Source organism: Arthrobacter sp. ok362 (assembly GCF_900102785.1).
GTDB lineage: Bacteria > Actinomycetota > Actinomycetes > Actinomycetales > Micrococcaceae > Arthrobacter.
Genome location: NZ_FNGC01000011.1, coordinates 1 through 16764 on the forward strand (window position 1 = coordinate 1; position 16764 = coordinate 16764).

The 16764-nt window shown below is 66.8% G+C and carries 17 protein-coding genes, 1 tRNA gene and 1 pseudogene; 10 read left to right on the forward strand and 9 right to left on the reverse strand.

Annotated elements, in window-relative coordinates; all coding sequences use genetic code 11:
- From BLQ10_RS14895 to BLQ10_RS14905, 3 genes and pseudogenes are all read right to left on the reverse strand, one after another.
- Window positions 1-203, reverse strand: a pseudogene (locus BLQ10_RS14895) (IS110 family transposase); the annotation flags it as partial.
- 284 nt (window positions 204-487) lie between these two features.
- Entirely contained in the window at window positions 488-883 is a 396-nt protein-coding gene (locus BLQ10_RS14900) for a hypothetical protein (protein ID WP_254785580.1), read from the reverse strand.
- 267 nt (window positions 884-1150) lie between these two features.
- Window positions 1151-2005: a LysR substrate-binding domain-containing protein gene (locus BLQ10_RS14905; RefSeq protein WP_091563385.1), complete on the reverse strand. Its 855-nt coding sequence runs from the start codon at window positions 2003-2005 to the stop codon at window positions 1151-1153.
- 141 nt (window positions 2006-2146) lie between these two features.
- Between BLQ10_RS14905 and BLQ10_RS14910 the strand changes: the two genes are divergently transcribed.
- Window positions 2147-3520, forward strand: coding sequence for an MFS transporter (locus tag BLQ10_RS14910; protein WP_091563388.1), 1374 nt, complete (start codon window positions 2147-2149; stop codon window positions 3518-3520).
- 53 nt (window positions 3521-3573) lie between these two features.
- Here the strand turns inward: BLQ10_RS14910 and BLQ10_RS14915 are convergent.
- Window positions 3574-3647: transfer RNA gene (locus tag BLQ10_RS14915), tRNA-Gly, on the reverse strand.
- A gap of 202 nt (window positions 3648-3849) precedes the next feature.
- Here BLQ10_RS14915 and BLQ10_RS14920 point away from each other — a divergent pair.
- From BLQ10_RS14920 to dcd, 3 genes are all read left to right on the forward strand, one after another.
- Window positions 3850-4758, forward strand: a complete 909-nt coding sequence (locus BLQ10_RS14920) for a PaaX family transcriptional regulator (protein WP_254785581.1) — start codon at window positions 3850-3852, stop codon at window positions 4756-4758.
- A gap of 159 nt (window positions 4759-4917) precedes the next feature.
- Window positions 4918-5376, forward strand: a complete 459-nt coding sequence (locus BLQ10_RS14925; RefSeq protein ID WP_091563389.1) for an SRPBCC family protein — start codon at window positions 4918-4920, stop codon at window positions 5374-5376.
- 66 nt (window positions 5377-5442) lie between these two features.
- Window positions 5443-6018: a dCTP deaminase gene (gene dcd / locus BLQ10_RS14930; RefSeq protein WP_091563391.1), complete on the forward strand. Its 576-nt coding sequence runs from the start codon at window positions 5443-5445 to the stop codon at window positions 6016-6018.
- A gap of 67 nt (window positions 6019-6085) precedes the next feature.
- Here the strand turns inward: dcd and BLQ10_RS14935 are convergent, their stop codons facing one another.
- From BLQ10_RS14935 to BLQ10_RS14945, 3 genes are read right to left on the reverse strand one after another with little or no spacing between them, the layout of a single operon-like run.
- The gene (locus BLQ10_RS14935) at window positions 6086-7282 is read right to left on the reverse strand and encodes a cation:proton antiporter (protein WP_091563393.1); all 1197 of its coding nucleotides are present in this window, start codon (window positions 7280-7282) and stop codon (window positions 6086-6088) included.
- Between the two features lie 5 nt (window positions 7283-7287).
- The gene (locus BLQ10_RS14940) at window positions 7288-7770 is read right to left on the reverse strand and encodes a cation:proton antiporter regulatory subunit (protein ID WP_091563395.1); all 483 of its coding nucleotides are present in this window, start codon (window positions 7768-7770) and stop codon (window positions 7288-7290) included.
- A 39-nt stretch (window positions 7771-7809) separates the two neighbouring features.
- Entirely contained in the window at window positions 7810-9210 is a 1401-nt protein-coding gene (locus tag BLQ10_RS14945; RefSeq protein ID WP_091563399.1) for an MFS transporter, read from the reverse strand.
- Between the two features lie 233 nt (window positions 9211-9443).
- Here BLQ10_RS14945 and BLQ10_RS14950 point away from each other — a divergent pair, with 233 nt between their 5' ends.
- The 6 genes from BLQ10_RS14950 to mnhG are packed head-to-tail and all read left to right on the forward strand — an operon-like array spanning window position 9444 to window position 15827.
- Complete coding sequence (locus tag BLQ10_RS14950; protein WP_091563401.1) at window positions 9444-12455, forward strand: Na+/H+ antiporter subunit A; 3012 nt, start codon at window positions 9444-9446, stop codon at window positions 12453-12455.
- Window positions 12452-12997 (forward strand): Na(+)/H(+) antiporter subunit C, encoded by a 546-nt coding sequence (locus tag BLQ10_RS14955; protein ID WP_091563403.1) that lies wholly within the window; start codon window positions 12452-12454, stop codon window positions 12995-12997. Before BLQ10_RS14950 ends, BLQ10_RS14955 begins: the two co-directional genes overlap by 4 nt.
- Window positions 12994-14637 (forward strand): Na+/H+ antiporter subunit D, encoded by a 1644-nt coding sequence (locus tag BLQ10_RS14960; protein ID WP_091563404.1) that lies wholly within the window; start codon window positions 12994-12996, stop codon window positions 14635-14637. Before BLQ10_RS14955 ends, BLQ10_RS14960 begins: the two co-directional genes overlap by 4 nt.
- Window positions 14634-15179, forward strand: coding sequence for a Na+/H+ antiporter subunit E (locus BLQ10_RS14965; RefSeq protein WP_091563406.1), 546 nt, complete (start codon window positions 14634-14636; stop codon window positions 15177-15179). The genes BLQ10_RS14960 and BLQ10_RS14965 overlap by 4 nt, the downstream gene beginning before the upstream one ends.
- Window positions 15176-15454: an MrpF/PhaF family protein gene (locus BLQ10_RS14970; RefSeq protein WP_091563407.1), complete on the forward strand. Its 279-nt coding sequence runs from the start codon at window positions 15176-15178 to the stop codon at window positions 15452-15454. The genes BLQ10_RS14965 and BLQ10_RS14970 overlap by 4 nt, the downstream gene beginning before the upstream one ends.
- Window positions 15444-15827 (forward strand): monovalent cation/H(+) antiporter subunit G, encoded by a 384-nt coding sequence (gene mnhG, locus BLQ10_RS14975; RefSeq protein ID WP_302847327.1) that lies wholly within the window; start codon window positions 15444-15446, stop codon window positions 15825-15827. Before BLQ10_RS14970 ends, mnhG begins: the two co-directional genes overlap by 11 nt.
- 84 nt (window positions 15828-15911) lie before the next feature.
- Here the strand turns inward: mnhG and BLQ10_RS14980 are convergent, their stop codons facing one another.
- Both BLQ10_RS14980 and BLQ10_RS14985 read right to left on the reverse strand, forming a co-directional pair.
- Window positions 15912-16175: a DUF4235 domain-containing protein gene (locus BLQ10_RS14980; protein WP_091563409.1), complete on the reverse strand. Its 264-nt coding sequence runs from the start codon at window positions 16173-16175 to the stop codon at window positions 15912-15914.
- Between the two features lie 40 nt (window positions 16176-16215).
- The gene (locus BLQ10_RS14985; RefSeq protein ID WP_091563410.1) at window positions 16216-16761 is read right to left on the reverse strand and encodes a heme-degrading domain-containing protein; all 546 of its coding nucleotides are present in this window, start codon (window positions 16759-16761) and stop codon (window positions 16216-16218) included.
- Between the last annotated feature and the right edge of the window lie 3 nt (window positions 16762-16764).

Sequence of the window (16764 nt, forward strand, 5' to 3'; positions counted from 1 at the left end):
AGGAACCTGGCCAGCCCGAAACCTGTCGGCCCGGCTTCGTAGACCACCCGCACCGGGGCCGGAAGCGACACGATCCAGGCAAGAATCTCGGCAAGATCCGGAGTCATTCGGTGCGGAATGATCTCGCCCGTCTGCGCATCCAGGGCGCATCCGGCAACAGAACGGGCATGGACATCCAGACCGACGCTTGTACGCTCGAACATAGCTGGAACCTCCAAATTTCAAATGTGGCTCTACCTGTCCGCCAAGTCTGGCAGGCAACCCACGTCTTGCTTTGAAGAGGAGGTTCCAGCCCCAAAAACCCGGCTACCTCATATCGTCTAGGCAACTATTCCCCTAGCCCGGGCGTGCTAAAACGCCATCGCCGCCGTGCAGGCACCGTGAGGTGCGGCACGGCGGCGACGGCGTTAAGCACCGAGGGCGACGGCGTTGAGCGGCGAAGGCGTTGGCGGCAGGGCCTAAAGCACCGGGCGGCTTAGCTGAAGTATTAGCCGAAGTACCAGCCCGGCGGAACCCAGGAGGCGGGGACCGCGTGGGCGGAGAAGTCGTCGCAGCCCGAGCAGAAGTACGTAACCTCGCCGAGCTTGCTGACCGAGCCGTCCCTCCGGTGCGTGGCCGGGACGAAGGTCTCAAGGTAAATGAACTCATCCGTGCCGCAGCGTTCGCAGTACGGGCTGGCCACGTACTCGGACTCTGCGAGCGTGGCCGGGCGAACGCCCCTGTGGCCCGGGGTGGTTGCGTGCTGAGCGGCGCTGGAGTGCTGCAATGCGGTGCCCGGGTGGCGCATGGCCGCTGCGGGGTGCGCCGGCGCGGTCGCCGCACGGGCGGTCTTTGTCGTGTGGGTGGCGGGGACGGGCAATCGGGGGTGGTTAATGGCTGGCATCATTGGCGGCCTATCCCGAACGCTCCGGCGCCAGCCATACGGCAAAAGCGACGGACAGCGTTCGCTGTTTCGAATCGTTGTCACGGGCCACTGCTTGACCTCGAACGGCCGATCCTAAGTAGAGTCAGGATAGATGAAGTACCTGCACCGTTCAATGGTCAAGTAAGTACTGCACGCGTCCTGGCAGACCGCTGCGTAAGTACCGCGGGAGGATCCGCGCCGGGACTTGGCCCGCCCGGGCATCAGGGCCGGGCGTCAGGCTTGGCGTTAGGCCGGGCGCTTTAGGGTCCGGCCCACGATCGCCTGCGTGAGGGCATCGATCACCTCGGTATTGGCCAGCGGGTTGCGGATGAGCGTGAAATCGACATCGCCCACGGGTGGTAGATCGAAGCGGCGGGTGATGATTTTCAGGTCCTCCGGCACCAGGGAGGAAGGCATGACCGCCACCCCAATGCCGGCCCGGACGGCGGCCAGTACGCCGCTGATCTGCCGCGTGGTGCAGGTGATCCGCCAGGTGCGGCCCGCGGCCTCGAGGGCGTCGATCGCCAGCTTCCGGCTCAGGCTGGGGGAGGGGTAGGCGATCAGCGGGATATGATCGGCCGGATCCAGCACGGTCTGCTCCAGGCCGACCCAGGCGAAGGCGTCCTGCTGGACTACGGTCCCGTCTTTGGCCCCCGCCACCCATTTCACAAAAACAAGGTCCAGCTGACCGGCGTTGAGGCGCTTGTAGAGCTGGTCGCTCTGGCCCACCGTCAGCTCGAGGTTGATCTGCGGATAAATCTGCCGGAACTCCCGGAGGATGCGGGGCAGTCCGGTGATGGCAAGATCGTCGGCCGTGCCGAAGCGCAGTCGCCCGCGCATGGCGGATCCGGAGAAATAACGGGCGGCGGAGTCGTGCGCGGCGAGGATGCTTCGGGCGAACCCGGCCATGGCATCGCCGTTGTCAGTCAAACGCACATCCCGAGTATCCCGGGCAATCAGCACCCGCTTGGCGGCGGACTCGAGCTTGCGGACGTGCTGGCTGACGGTGGGTTGGGCCAGGCCGAGGCGTTCCGCGGCCCTGGTGAAACTCAAAGTTTCGGCCACGGCCAGGAACGAGCGGAGCTGGGCGGGTTCGAACATGAGGGTCTCCCGGATCGGGTGCCGCAAACCCTGCATTGCGTTTTGTAATGCGAGTTATGCGCGGAATAGGCTTCCATAATCTCTTGGGGCCAGCCTAGCGTTAAGTCCATCCCGCTCACCCGCTCATTTGAGGACTTTTCCGTGGCACCCCCTCCGCCGCTAGAGGCGAACGCAGCTTCCCTGCCGGACACCATCACCCAACCTCTCGCCGTCGTCAACGAGCGCCTGCCCTGGCGCCACACATTCATTTCGCTGAAGGTCCGCAACTTCCGCATCTTCGCGATCGGGCACTTCATCGCCGTGATTGCGCTCTGGATGCAGCGGATCGCCCAGGACTGGCTGGTGCTCCAGCTCTCCGGCTCCGTCACCGCCGTTGGCATCACCGTGGCCTTGCAGTTCCTGCCGTCCCTGTTCCTCGGCCCGTGGGCCGGCATGATGGCGGACCGCTTCGCGAAGCGGAAGATCCTCATGCTGTGCCAGTCGGTGGCCGCCGCATTGGCCGCGGTCCTTGCCGTCCTGGCGCTGAGCCAGCGGATCGAGGTGGGGCACGTCTACGCGATCGCGTTGGTGCTGGGCTTCGTGACCGTGCTGGACCAGCCGGCCCGTCAGGTGTTCGTCAACGAACTCGTGGGCCCCGGCTACCTGCGAAACGCGATCAGCGTGAATTCCACGATCTTCCAGCTCGGCGGCCTGATCGGTCCGGCGATCGCCGGGATCCTGCTGACCGCCGTGGGCGCCGGCTGGGCCTTTGCCGCCAACGCGGTGGCCTGCTGCTTCACGGTGGCGATGCTCCTGAGCCTGCGCAAGGACCAGCTGCATGTCAGCGCGCCGGTCGCCAAGCGCCGGGGCATGCTGCGGGAAGGGCTGGACTATGCGCTCAGCAAGCCCACCATCTACTGGCCCTGGCTGATGGCCGGATTCGTCGCGGTGTTCGCGATGAGCCTGCCGGTGCTGCTGGCGGCGTTCGCCGACCACGTGTACGACGCCGGTGCCGGCGGCTACGGGCTGCTCAACACGCTTGTGGCACTCGGTGCGCTGGCCGGTGCCATCACCTCGGCCCGGCGGCGCGCATTGCGGCTGCGCTCAGTGGTCCTGGGCGCCGGGATGTACGGGCTCATGCTGTGCCTGGGTTCCCTGGCGCCGTCGATGGTGTGGTTCGGAGCGGCCATGGTGCTGGCGGGTTTCTGGTGCCTGATGTTCCTCACCGCCGCCAACCAGCTGGTCCAGGTCAGCTCCAACCTGGCCATCCGCGGGCGGGTCATGAGCCTGTACATCATGGTGCTGATCGGCGGCCAGGCGATCGGCGGGCCGATGATGGGCTGGATTGCCGAGCACGCGGACCCGCACACCGCCGTCCTCGTTTCCGGGAGCGTGCCGATGCTGGCCGCCGCGACTGTCGGCGTCGTGCTCGCCCGGCGTGGGCAGCTCATGCTCAAGGTGGACCTGAAGGACCGGCGCCGGCTGCTGCGGATCGTCCGGAACCAGGGTGGGCGGCAGGCAACCGCCACGTCGTAGCTTTTTCGGTGCGGAAGCCCCGGAAGGGGAGCTCCGGATGTGGAGGAAACGATTGGAGCGGCTGACGGGAATCGAACCCGCGTATCAAGCTTGGGAAGCTAGCGCTCTACCATTGAGCTACAGCCGCAATGGGACTGTCCAGAATGCTGGACTTGGTCCCGATAAACAACGAGCTTTACCTTACCCCAGCCGGGGCACTTCTCTGAACAAGTCACGCCGGGGCAATCGTGGACCGTGTACTCCTCCGTTTCGCGGGGCGTCATGGCGGGCGGGGCGCGCAGACCTCTATAGCCTAGATCCATGACTGTTCTCCCGAGGGAAGGCCGGCGGTGGTAGAAGACCCAGCGCCGCCGCTGGACGCCGAGCTGGACGCCGAGCTTGCCGGTGGAAGCGCCGTTCCCCGGCTGACTCCGCGGCACCAGCAGCTAATCGTCACGATCTACGGTCTGTATGGGCGCTCCAACGGCGGCGCCCTGCCCGTCTCGGTGCTGATTTCCATGCTGGATGACCTGGGAGTCGAGTCTTCCGGGGTGCGCTCTTCCGTGTCCAGGCTCAAGCGCCGCGGTGTGCTGGAGAGTGTCAAACAGGGCGGCGTGGCCGCCTATCGGCTGGCCCCCAACCTGGAGGATGTCTTCCAGGAGGGCGACCGCCGCATCTTTTCGCCCCGGCGTGCGACGGCGGCCGACCGCTGGCTCCTCATCGCCTTCTCCGTGCCTGAATCGCAGCGCCACCTTCGCCACCAGTTGCGCAGCATGCTGACCCGGATGGGTTTCGGTTCTGTGACTCCGGGGCTTTGGATTGCCCCGGGCAACACCTATGAGGACATCAGGCACCAGCTCGAGCGGACAGGGCTGACGGAATACGTGGAGTTCTTCAAGGCGGAGCACTTGACCGCCGAGGACGTCAAGGACAAAGTCTCCCGCTGGTGGGACCTTCCGGCCCTGGAATCGCTTTACGCGGAATTCATCGACCGCTTCGCTCCGGTGCTGGAACGTTGGGAGTCGGCGGGCTCGTCGGCGTCCGGACCGGACGCCGACCGGGCGGCCTTCGCGGACTACGTCCAGCTCCTCACCCAGTGGCGCCGGCTGCCCTACCTGGATCCGGGCCTGCCCGAGGAGTTCCTGCCGCCGGGCTGGCACGGGCTGACCGCGGAACGGATCTTCGCGGAACTGCACCGTCTCCTGAACGGCCCGGCCCGCCAGCACGCCGAGCGGTTGCTGGGGGCCTCGGCGAAGTGATCACGGAGCAGCACATAGCTTGGAGAGGCCCATAACTGTTCGATAAAGGCCCGTCCCGCAGCCACGCGGGGCGGGCCCCGCTGTCTATCCTGAAATGGTTAGCTGCAGTTCGGGGGAAGCGGGCTACATCCATTTGCCGTCCGCCGAACAAGGATTTTTGTGGCATTCGCAGAGTACGACGTCATCATCCACCGTGACGCCATGAGCGTCTACAACTTCCTCCTGGACCCGGGGCACCTGCCCCTGTGGCGGGAAGGGGTCCGGAGCGTGAAACTGCTCTCCGGCGGCGCCGGCGCCAAGGGTGCCGTGTACCGGCAGACGGTCGCCGGGCCCGGCGGACGCCCCGTGGCCGCGGACTTCGAAATCATCGAAGCCCGCACCGGGGCGGAGATCCAGTACCAGGTCCTCGCCGGGCCGGCCCGGCCGCACGGCGGTTACTACCTGAGCACCGAGGGTCCCAGCACTCGCGTCCGTTTCGCCCTGAACTACGAGCCCAAGGGATTCATGGTCCGGATGACCAACCCGTTCCGCCGGCGGATGAAGGCCGAGGTCGGCCAGCTCGAACGGCTCAAGTCCCTTCTCGAAGATATGCCCGCCGAGGAATATACGTCCCGGTGAAGTCACACTGGGTGGCTGCGCCCGTCCATGCAGCCGGGCAGGGCGCCGTGCGGTATTTTTGAACCTGTGCTGATCTCCGACCGCGACATTCGAATCGAAATTGACTCCCAGCGGATTGTCCTCGACCCGTTCGACCCCGCCATGGTCCAGCCGTCCTCCGTGGACGTCAGGATCGACAAGTTCTTCCGGCTGTTCGATAACCACAAATACGCCCACATCGACCCGGCCGAGGATCAGCCCGAACTGACCCGCTTGGTGGAAGTGGAGTCCGGCGAGCCGTTTATCCTGCACCCGGGGGAGTTCGTTCTTGGCTCCACCTACGAGACCGTGACGCTGCCGGATGACATCGCGGCCCGCCTCGAGGGCAAGTCCTCACTTGGCCGGCTCGGCCTGCTGACGCACTCGACGGCGGGCTTCATCGATCCCGGATTCTCCGGCCACGTCACGCTGGAACTGTCCAACGTGGCCACGCTGCCCATCAAGCTGTGGCCCGGCATGAAGATTGGCCAGCTGTGCTTCTTCCGGCTGTCCTCGGCCGCGGAGCACCCCTACGGTTCGGGGGAATACGGCAACCGCTACCAGGGCCAGCGTGGCCCCACTGCCAGCCGCAGTCACCTGAATTTCCACCTCACCGACATCTAGTCCAAACATCTAGCGCCGACATCTAGCGCCGACATCCAGCGCCGCGGCTCGTACCGGCGGCGCGGCCCTACGCCGGGCCGGAGGTCCGGAATGCGGGCCCTCGCACGGGACGGCGCAGGGCCCGGACGAGCGGCTCCACGAAGCGGGCCGCCAGCGGCCCCATGATCGCCATGATCAGGACGTAGGCGGTGGCGAGGGCAGCCAGATCCGCGGGCACCACGCCGGAGGCAACGGCGAGGCCGGCGATGACAATCGAGAACTCGCCGCGCGCGATCAGGGCGGCGCCCGCGCGGAAACGGCCGGGAACGCCAATCCCGGCCCGTTTGGCTGCCCAGTGCCCGGTGATCATCTTGGTGGCTGCCGTCACCACGGCCAGCAACAGGGCCCAGCCAAGGACCGGAGGGATGGACCGGGGGTCAGTGTTAAGGCCAAAAACAACGAAGAAGATCGCCGCAAAGAGGTCACGGAGCGGTTCCAGGACGCGGGTGGCGCTGTGGGCCGTGGCGCCGGAAATCGCGATACCGAGCATGAACGCTCCGACCGCCGCAGAAACCTGCATGGCGGCGGCGAGCCCCGCCACCAGAAGCGCCAAGCCGAGAAGATTGAGCAGGAAAACCTCGGAGTTCTCGCTGTGCACGGCCTTGGAGACATGGTGGCCGTGCCGCAGCGCCACCAGCAGGACCAGGCTGACGACGGCCAGGGAGATGCCCACGGTCTGCAGGCCCATCACGAAGCTGACGCCGGCCAGGGTGGCGGTCAGGACCGGCAGGTACAAGGCCATGGCCAGGTCCTCGAAGACCAGGATGGAAAGGACCACCGGGGTTTCCCGGTTGCCGATCCGGCCTAGATCGGTAATCACCTTGGCCGCGATCCCGGAGGAAGAAATGTAGGTGACTCCGCCCATCACCATCGCCCCCACGACGCCCCATCCCAGCATCACCGCGAGCACTGCGCCGGGCAGGAAATTGAGCAGCAGATCCAGTACGCCGGCCTGCCAGGACCGCCGCAGCCCGGTGACCAGCTCGGACGCCGTATATTCCAGTCCAAGCATAAGCAGGAGGAGGATGACGCCGATCTCGGCGGAAAGATGGGCGAACTCGTGCATCCCTTCGAGCCTGACAAGGCCGCCGGCCCCGAAGAACAGCCCGCCGACCAAATAGAGCGGGATGGGCGACATGCCGATCCGCCCGGCCAGTCTGGCCAGCAGGCCGAGACAGAAGACTACGGCCCCCAGCTCGATCAGGGTCAGGGCGAGCGGATCCATGCCGCTTATCCGTTGCGCAGGATGCCGGCCGCCGTGTCCAGGCCTTCTTGCGTTCCCACCGCAACGAGGAGGTCACCGGGGTGAAGGACGACGTCGGGTCCCGGGGAGGGCACGACCTCGCCTTCGCGCATGATGGCCACGATCGAGACCCCGCTACGGGTCCGGATGCACGCCTTGCCCATCGGCTGGTTCTGGAAGGGGGACTCGACGCTGATCGAAAACTGTCGGGTGACGATGCCGGGAATTTCCCGGTGGGCTTCGGAGAGTTTCATGGCAAGGCGCTGGCCGCCCAGGAGATTGCCCAGGGTGGCGGCCTCGTCCGCGGTCAGCGGGACGGATGCCTGGCAGGTGTCAGGATCGTCCCAGGTTGAGACGATGAGTTCCGTCTGGCCCTCCCGGTATTCGACCACGCCGATCCGGCGTCCGGAGGCAGTCATGAAGTCCTTGCGCCGGCCGAGGCCGGGGAGGTCCGTCTCATCCACGTTCATATCATCAGCCTAGTGCGCGAACCGGCTTTTCGGCCGCCCTCAAGCTTCCGGGACCACCGCGACTTCGATCTGGTCGGGGGCCTTGACCGGCAGGAGCACGAGCAGGCCCACGAGCAGCACCACCATGATGCCGAGGATGCCCCAGCGCTGGGCCTCGCCTGCTGCGACGAAGGGGGTGGCGACGATGATGCACAGGGTGAAAAGGGCGGGGGCGAGGAAGCTCACGGCCCGGCCCGTGGTGGCGTAGAGACCGAAGAGCTCGCCGGATTCACCGTGCGGGGCAAGCCGGGCGAGGTAGGCGCGGGAGGACGACTGGGCCGGTCCCACGAAGAGGCACAGCAGCAGGCCGAAAATCCAGAATGTGGTGGTCCCGGCCCAGGCCATGCCAAGGAACTCGTAGCTCCCGTTGCCGAGGACCAGAATTGCGGTGCCCGCAACCAGCAGGCCGGCGAGGGAGGCGATAATCACGGCCTTCGGCCCGATCCCGTCATCCAGGAAGCCGCCGAGGATGGCGCCGGCGGCGGCCACGACATTTCCGAAGATCGCGAAGAAGATGACGTCCTTGAGTTCGAAGCCAAAGGTGCCGGCCGCGATCACCCCGCCAAAGGTGAAAACCGCGGCCAGCCCGTCCCGGAAGATGGCGCTCGCGAGGAGGAAGTAGATGGTGTGCGGGCTGGTCCGGTAGATCGCCTTGATACGCCGGACGAGGAGGCCGTAAGAGGCGAGGAACCCAATGCCCGCGCCCCGCCCGGCGCGTGGCAGTTCCGGCACCGCGAACAGCACGGGCAAGGCAAAGATGAAGAACCACAGGGCCGAGAACACTGCCACCAGCCGGATGTTCAGGCTGTCCGCGGTGGTAGCGCCGAACCAGTTGAAGCTGGGCTGGACAAAGAGCTGGAGCACAATCAGCAGGGCCACGATGCCGCCGAGATACCCCATTCCCCAGCCGAAGCCGCTGACCTTGCCGATGTTCCGCGGGGTGGAGATCTGGGTGAGCATGGCGTTGTAGTTGACCCCGGCAAATTCGAAGAAGACGTTGCCCAGGGCTATCAGCGTGACGCCGAGGATCAGGAAGTCCGGCCGCGGGAAGACGAAGAAGCACAGCCCGGTCAGGAGCGCGACGGCGGCCGTGTTGACCCCCAGCCACAGCTTGCGCCGGCCGCCGGCGTCCGAGCGCTGCCCGGTGACCGGGGCCAGGAGGGCGACGGCCACGCCGGCGACGGCCAGCGCGGCGCCCAGGACCGCCGAGGCTTGGTCCTCCCCGCCGAATGCCTTGGAGGTCAGGTAGACAGTGAAAACAAACGTTGTCATGACGGCGTTGAAGGCTGCCGAACCCCAGTCCCACGCGGCCCACGCGAGGACCCGGCCCCTGTGCGTGACGGGACGTCCCGATTCCAGTTCCGAGGGGCGCATGGCCTCGGGGGCGGCGGCAGTGTTCATAGCCTGAATGGTAACCGCCCAGAGTGTTCTCCGAGGTGAGCGGGCGGAGTCTCCGGCGGGTTTTGCCGGGCATTGTTTAGCTCCGGCGTCGCTTTGGCTCCGAATTGTTCAGCGGCGGCGTCCCAACCAAAAGAATTTGTACACGCTTGGTAAACTGTCGGCACCGAACCTAACAAATGACCCGCCTGCTCCAACTTGCTGACAATCGACTTTCTGACGTTGCGGAGATACCAGTGATCACAGTCCTTGCCGTGCACTTTGCGGTGGCTGCTGTGGCCCCGCTGCTGTTCCGAAAGTTTGGCAGGAATTCGTTCTTCGCCCTGGCCGCGGTCCCCGCGGCCTCCTTTATTTGGCTGCTGCTGCAGCACGACGCAGTCTATTCAGGCACAGCCTATTCAGGCGGGGCGATCACCGAAGTGGTGCCCTGGATTCCCGGGCTGCAGCTCGACCTCGCGTTCCGGATGGATGCTCTGGCCTGGGTCATGTCCCTGCTGGTGCTGGGGGTGGGGGCGCTGGTGCTGGTCTACTGCGCCCGCTACTTCGAGAACAAGGACAACTACCTCGGCGGTTTCGGCGCCCAGCTCCTGGCCTTCGCCGGTGCGATGTTCGGCCTCGTTACCGCGGATGACCTCCTGCTGATGTTCATCTTCTGGGAACTGACCACGGTGCTGTCTTACCTGCTGATCGGCTACGCCCGCACCCGGCTGTCAGCGCGGCGCTCGGCGCTGCAGGCGCTGGTGGTGACCACCGCCGGCGGGCTGGCCATGCTTGTGGGGCTCATCATCCTCGGTTCGACGGCCGGAACCTACCGGATCCAGGCCATCTTGGACCAGGCTCCCGCCCTGGTCGCCGGACCCGCGGGCGGGGCCGTCAGCGCCGCCGTCGTCCTCATCCTGATCGGCGCGATTACCAAATCCGCCCTGGTGCCGTTCCACTTCTGGCTCCCCGGCGCGATGGCTGCCCCCACGCCCGTGAGCGCCTACCTGCACGCCGCGGCCATGGTGAAGGCCGGGATCTACCTGGTTGCCCGCCTGGCCCCGGGATTCGCGGAAACCGCGCCGTGGCTGCCGACCGTGCTCGGCCTGGGCCTGGCCACCATGCTTGTGGGCGGCTACCGGGCCCTGCGGCAGACCGACATCAAGCTCATCCTCGCCTACGGCACCGTCAGCCAGCTGGGCTTCATGACCATGGTGGTGGGCCTGGGCACCCCCGAGGCGGCGCTCGCCGGACTAGCCCTGCTCCTGGCGCACGGGCTGTTCAAGGCCACGCTCTTTTTGGTTGTGGGCATCATCGACCACCAGGCCGGGACCAGGGACATCCGCGAGCTCTCCGGCGTCTACGGCTCGGCCCGGGCACTGGCGATCGTAGCCGCGATCGGCGCGGCCTCGATGGCGGGCATACCGCCGCTGGCTGGCTATGTCGCCAAGGAATCGGTGTTCGAGGCCTTCATCCAGTACAGCTCGGAGTCCGCGACCGGGCCCTGGCTGCTGGGAGGTGTGGTCCTGGGCTCCATCCTGACCTTCGCCTACAGTGCCCGCTTCATGTGGGGCGCCTTCGCCGTCAAGCCCGGCGTGGAGCCCACAGACTTCAAGCCGGTCAAACCCGCCTTCCTTGCCGCGCCGGCGATCCTGAGCCTCCTCACGGTCCTTTACGGACTATGGCCCGCCCCCGTTGACGACTGGATCCAGCCGTATGCGGAGCTCTTTGTGGACGGCTCCGAGTCCTCGCCCGGGCACCTGGCGCTGTGGCACGGCATCACCCCGGCCTTGGGGCTGACCGCGGTGACGTTCGTCCTGGGCCTGGCCATGTTCTACGGCCGCAACGCCGTGGCCCGGCTCCAGACACTCGTGCCGGGCTGGATCGACAGCGACCGCGCCTACCAGCACACGATCGGCGCCCTGGACGACACCGCGGTCTGGATTACCGGCCGGACCCAGCGAGGATCGCTGTTTTTCTACCTCTCCGTCATCCTGACCGTGGCGTTCGTCCTGCCGCTGACGGCGCTGCTGCTGGCCAACAAGCCGCTGCCGGAGGGTCTCTATTTCATAGATCCCGGAGCGCCCCTGCAACTGGTGGCCGGCGCCGGGATCGTCATCGGGGCGCTGGCAGCGGTGCGCGCCAATAAGCGGTTCCTAGCCGTCCTGATGGTGTCCGTCACCGGCTACGGGATCGCCCTGATGTTCGCGCTGCAGGGGGCCCCGGACCTTGCCCTGACCCAGATGCTGGTCGAAACCATCATCCTGGTGGCGTTCGTGCTGGCCATGCGGAGCCTTCCGCCGGGGCTGCGGGACCGCACCGGCGGCAAATACCGGGTCATCCGTGTGGTGATCGGCCTGGCCTTCGGCGTCACCATGATTTTCGTAGCCATCTACGCCCTCGGGGCCCGGGTGGCGCCGCCGGTCTCCCTGCAGTTCCCGCAACTGGCCTATGAGGGCGGCGGCGGCCTCAACGTCGTCAACGTGACCCTGGTGGACATCCGGGCCTGGGACACCTTTGGCGAGATCTCCGTCCTGGCCCTGGCCGCCACGGGCGTGGCCAGCCTCATCTTCGTGCGGGGCCGCGGCGACCGCATTCGGACGTCCGCGACCGTCGCGGAAGGGACCGTGGGCCGGCGGACCGGGGCCAGGGGCAGCACCAGGGACGACGCCGCCCTGGCGATGAACCGGCGGTTCGCTGCCGCCACGCGCGACGCCTGGCTGGTGGCCGGCCGGACCCTGGCGCCCGAACGCCGCTCGATCATCTTCGAGGTGGTCACCCGCCTGATCTTCCACTCGATCATCGTGTTCTCCCTCTATCTGCTCCTCGCCGGCCACAACCTGCCCGGTGGGGGCTTCGCCGGTGGCCTCACCGCCGGCCTCGCCCTGACCATCCGCTACCTGGCCGGCGGCCGCTTCGAACTCCGCGAAGCCACGCCCGTCGGCGCCGGCACCCTGCTGGGGATCGGCCTGGCCACGGCGGCGGCCGCCGGAATGACCCCGCTGCTGCTGGGCGGGGAGGTGTTCCAGAGCGCCATCGTGGAGCTGTGGCTACCGGTCTTCGGCGACATCAAGTTCGTCACCTCGACCATCTTCGACATCGGTGTGTACATCGTGGTGGTCGGACTGGCCCTGGACGTGCTGCGCAGCCTCGGCGCGGAAATCGACGAGCACTTCGAAGAGCCCGACGAGCCGTCCGAAGACGAGGACAGCGGCGGAGCCCCCGACGAGGCCGCCGAAGCGGAAACCACTTCCAAGGGGAGAACGTGAGCGTCAACCTGACCCTACTGACGGTCATGGGCGCCCTCTACGCCTGTGGCATCTACCTGATCCTTGAGCGCAGCCTCACCCGGGTCCTGCTGGGCCTCATGCTGCTGGCCAACGCCACCAACCTGCTGATCCTCGCCACCGGCGGCTACGCCGGGCTGGCGCCGATCTTTGACAAGGACACCCCGGCGGGGGATTACAACGACCCCCTGCCGCAGGCCCTGATCCTGACCTCGATCGTGATCTCCTTCGCCGTCACAGCGTTCATGCTGGGCATCATCTACCGCACCTGGGTCCTGGCCCGCCAGGATGAAATCCAGGACGACGCCGAGGACCGCCGCGTCGCAGAAACGCCCAGCTTCGATGCCGAGGACGACTCCGTGATCCCGGTCGAGACTTCAGAGTTCCCGCTGGCCATGGTCGGCCCCGACGAGGCAGTCACCATCATGTCCGGTGACCGCCCCGTGCGGGCCGACAAGGCCGCTGCTGAAGAACAGCCCGGCTCCCTGAACGTTGACCCCAGACCGGAAGGAGGCGAAGAGTGAACATCACCAGCTTTGCCCCGCTCGCCGTCGTACTCCCAATCCTGGGCGCCGCCCTGACATTCCTGCTCATCCATTACCCCCGGGCCCAGCGCGCGATCAGCATCGCCATCCTGAGCCTGACCCTGCTGCTGGAATGCTGGCTGCTGGCCTCCGTCTGGGAAGGCGGGACGGCCGCGGTGGACATCGGCGGCTGGCTGCCGCCTTGGGGCATCGTTCTCGTGGTGGACCAGTTCTCCTCGCTCATGCTCGTGGTGTCCTCGACCGTGAGCCTTGCGGTGCTGATCTACGCAACGGGACAGGGCATGGCCGACGGCGACCGCGACGCGCCGGTCTCGATCTTCCACCCGACCTACCTGATCCTCGTGGCCGGGGTGTCCAACGCCTTCCTCACCGGAGACCTCTTCAACCTCTACGTCGGCTTTGAGATCCTGCTGACGGCCAGCTACGTGCTCATCACCCTCGGCGGGACGGGCCCGCGCATCCGGGCGGGCGTGACCTACGTGGTGGTTTCCGTCGTGTCCTCGGTGCTGTTCCTGATCGCGATCGCCATGATCTACGGCGCCACCGGAACCATCAACATGGCGGACCTCGCCATCAAGCTCGGGGACCTCGACCAGGGCACCCGGACGCTGTTGCACGTCATGCTGTTGGTGGCCTTCGGCATCAAGGCCGCCATCTTCCCGCTGTCCTTCTGGCTCCCTGACTCCTACCCCACTGCACCGGCCCCGGTCACCGCGGTGTTCGCCGGGCTGCTGACCAAGGTGGGCGTCTATGCGATGGTCCGCACGGAGACGCTGCTCTTCCCGGGGGATGCGCTCAACGCCCCGCTCATGGTCGCGGCGCTGCTGACCATGGTGGTGGGCATCCTCGGCGCCTTGGCCCAGAGCGACATCAAGAGGCTCTTGTCCTTCACCCTGGTCAGCCACATTGGCTACATGGTGTTCGGCCTGGCCGTGTCCACGGTGGCCGGCCTGGGGGCCGCGGTGTTCTATGTGGCCCACCACATCACCATCCAGACCAGCCTGTTCCTGGTGACCGGCCTGATTGAACGCCGTGGCGGCAGCTCGTCGATGGACCGCGTGGCCGGGCTGGCCAAGCTCTCCCCGGTTTTGGGGGTCCTGTTCTTCATTCCCGCCATGAACCTGGCCGGAATCCCGCCGTTCTCGGGTTTCCTGGGCAAGTTGGGGCTGCTTCAGGCAGGCGTCGAACTGGGCACGCCGCTGGCCTACGCCCTGGTGATCGGCGGCGTGCTGACCAGCTTGCTGACCCTGCTGGCGATCGCGAGGGTCTGGAACCGGGCGTTCTGGCGCAAGCCCGAGGACGCTGAGCACCCCGACCCGGTGCTCCTGGCGGCACCGGCCGACTCCGCCACCGGTGACCGTGCCGGGAAGACGAACGTGACCCTGCTGCCCCGCACCATGGTGGGCTCCACCCTGGGCCTGGTGGCCTTTGGCGTGGCCCTGACGGTCTTCGCCGGGCCGCTGTTCAGGGTGGCCGACCAGTCCGCCGAGGAGATGCTGGACAGGTCCCCGTACATCCACGCGGTGCTTGGTGAGGACGCGCCGGTGCCGCCGGTGCCGCCGGCGGCCCAGCCCGGGCCGCGCCAGCAGCAGGGCCAGTCGCAGGGCGGCGGCAAATGAGCCGGAAAAGGATCTCGCTGCGTCAGGAACTGCCGCTGCTGGTGTGGCTTGTTTTTGTCTGGGGCGCGCTCTGGCAGAACTTCAGCCCGGGCAATCTCCTCTTCGGGGCCCTCATCGCCGTGCTCGTGGCGCGCATTTTCTATCTGCCGCCGGTGGAGCTCGGCGGCCGCTTCAACGTGCTCCGTGCCGTGCCCTTCGCCCTCATTTTCCTCGGAAAGGTCGTCGCGGCAAGCTTCCAGGTACTGTACCTCGCCGTGGTCCGCGGCCCCGACGTGGTCAGCGCAATCGTCGCCGTGCCGCTCCGGAGCCATTCCGATCTCCTGGTCACGGCCACCGGGCATGTTATCTCGCTGATTCCGGGCTCCCTCGTGGTGGAGGTGGACAGGTCGACGTCCACGCTCTACATCCACGGCATCAACGTCCGCAATGCCGAGGACGCGGCCAAGTTGCGCAAGGAGGTTCGGGACACCGAGGCCGGGTTGATCAGGATCATGGGGACCAAAGACGAACTGTCCGCCCTTACACAGGAGATCGCCGCATGATGCAGACCGTCCTGACGGTGACCGCCGTCGTACTTTCGCTGGCCGCCGCGGGGGCGATCGTCCGGATCGGGCGGGGCCCCTCGCTGCTGGACCGGGTTCTCGCCGCGGACGTGCTGCTGGCCATTTTCGGGGCGGCCCTGTGCATCGACATGGCCGTCAACCGGCACCTCAACAACCTGATGCTGCTCGTTGCGATTTCCCTCATCGGCTTCGTCGGCTCGGTCACCGTGGCCCGGTTCGTGGCTGAGAGGAGGGAGGGCGCCCGTGAATCCTGAAACACTGATCGATGCCGTCTCCGCCGTGTTCATGGTGATCGGCGCGCTCATGTCACTCGCCGCCGCCATCGGGCTGTTGCGGTTCCCGGACCTCATGAGCAGGATGCACGCCGCCACCAAGCCGCAGGTCCTCGGCCTGTTCCTGCTGTTGGCGGCCCTTGGCCTGCAGATGCGCACCTGGTGGGTGTGGCCCGTCCTGCTGGTCGCCTGGCTTTTCCAGCTGCTCACCGTCCCCGTGTCCGCCCACATGGTGGGCCGGGCCGGCTACCGGACCAAGCACCTGCATCCGGAGCTGCTGAGCTCCGACGAGCTCGAGGCCGTAGTCCAGAAGGCCGCCCAGCAGGCGGCCACGCACGGAGTGGACGACGACTAAGCCGGCCGCTGAGCCCGTTAGGTGACCGGCGCGGCGACCGGTGCCGCGGCTAGCCGTGACCGGTGCCGCGGCTAGCCGAATCCTTCAGACGATGTCCTGGGTCTTGGCGAAGCGGGTGACCGCGCGCTGGGTGCCGCGGTTGGCGAGCACCTGGATGATGGCGCTGACCGATGCGGAGATCAGGGCGAACGTCAGGGCCGAACGCAGCGTGGTGGGGACGTCGTCGTCTTGGCCCTTGGGCGGCTTGTTGCCCGTGGACTTTTCCCAGATGGTGTCCACCAGCTTGGTCCCGGCAAAGCCGGCAATGAGGCTGATGCCGGTGCCGAGCAGCTTGATGAGGATGTTCATTCTTCGGTCTCCTTGGGACGGGAACGGGGTTGCCCCTAGCCTAGCGTTCCGGTGTGAGGACCGTCCGCAGGGCCTCGACCACGAGTTCGTGGTCCGCCTTCTGGGGCAGGCCGGAGACCGTGACGACGGCGATGGCGCCCGTGCCGCGCACGTAAATGGGGAACGCCCCGCCGTGGGCGGCGAACTCCGTCTGATCCCACCACGCGTTGTCTTCGATCCTTCCGCCGGCAGCGCGGGCCCGGAGGCCCACCAGCAGGGACGGGACCTCGTACCGCATGGCCGTGCGCTTCTTGGCGTTGATCCAGCGCTCATTGTCCGGCGTGGCGCCGTCCAGCGCTGCGTGGAAAAGCACCTGCTCGCCTTTGGTGATGTCGACGGCGATAGGCAGCGAGCGTTGCCGGCCCAGCTCGACAAGGAGGAGTCCGAGGTCCAGGGCGTCGTCCTTGCTGAACGACGCGAACTGGAGCTCATCCATCTCGGCCAGCACCCGGCCGATGAGCGCCGCCAGGGATCCGGGCGGCTGCGGCTCGCTCGCGTCAGGGTCGAATTCCCCGGAGGGACCTTGAGCGGCTGGTGTCTGCGTCAAAAT

What these genes read in the sequence shown, in the direction of transcription:
- BLQ10_RS14900 (WP_254785580.1), bottom strand. Translation starts at nt 883, where the DNA reads ATGCCAGCCATTAACCACCCCCGATTGCCCGTCCCCGCCACCCACACG.
- BLQ10_RS14905 (WP_091563385.1), bottom strand. Translation starts at nt 2,005, where the DNA reads ATGTTCGAACCCGCCCAGCTCCGCTCGTTCCTGGCCGTGGCCGAAACT.
- BLQ10_RS14935 (WP_091563393.1), bottom strand. Translation starts at nt 7,282, where the DNA reads ATGGATCCGCTCGCCCTGACCCTGATCGAGCTGGGGGCCGTAGTCTTC.
- BLQ10_RS14940 (WP_091563395.1), bottom strand. Translation starts at nt 7,770, where the DNA reads ATGAACGTGGATGAGACGGACCTCCCCGGCCTCGGCCGGCGCAAGGAC.
- BLQ10_RS14945 (WP_091563399.1), bottom strand. Translation starts at nt 9,210, where the DNA reads ATGAACACTGCCGCCGCCCCCGAGGCCATGCGCCCCTCGGAACTGGAA.
- BLQ10_RS14965 (WP_091563406.1), top strand. Translation starts at nt 14,634, where the DNA reads ATGAGCCGGAAAAGGATCTCGCTGCGTCAGGAACTGCCGCTGCTGGTG.
- BLQ10_RS14970 (WP_091563407.1), top strand. Translation starts at nt 15,176, where the DNA reads ATGATGCAGACCGTCCTGACGGTGACCGCCGTCGTACTTTCGCTGGCC.
- BLQ10_RS14980 (WP_091563409.1), bottom strand. Translation starts at nt 16,175, where the DNA reads ATGAACATCCTCATCAAGCTGCTCGGCACCGGCATCAGCCTCATTGCC.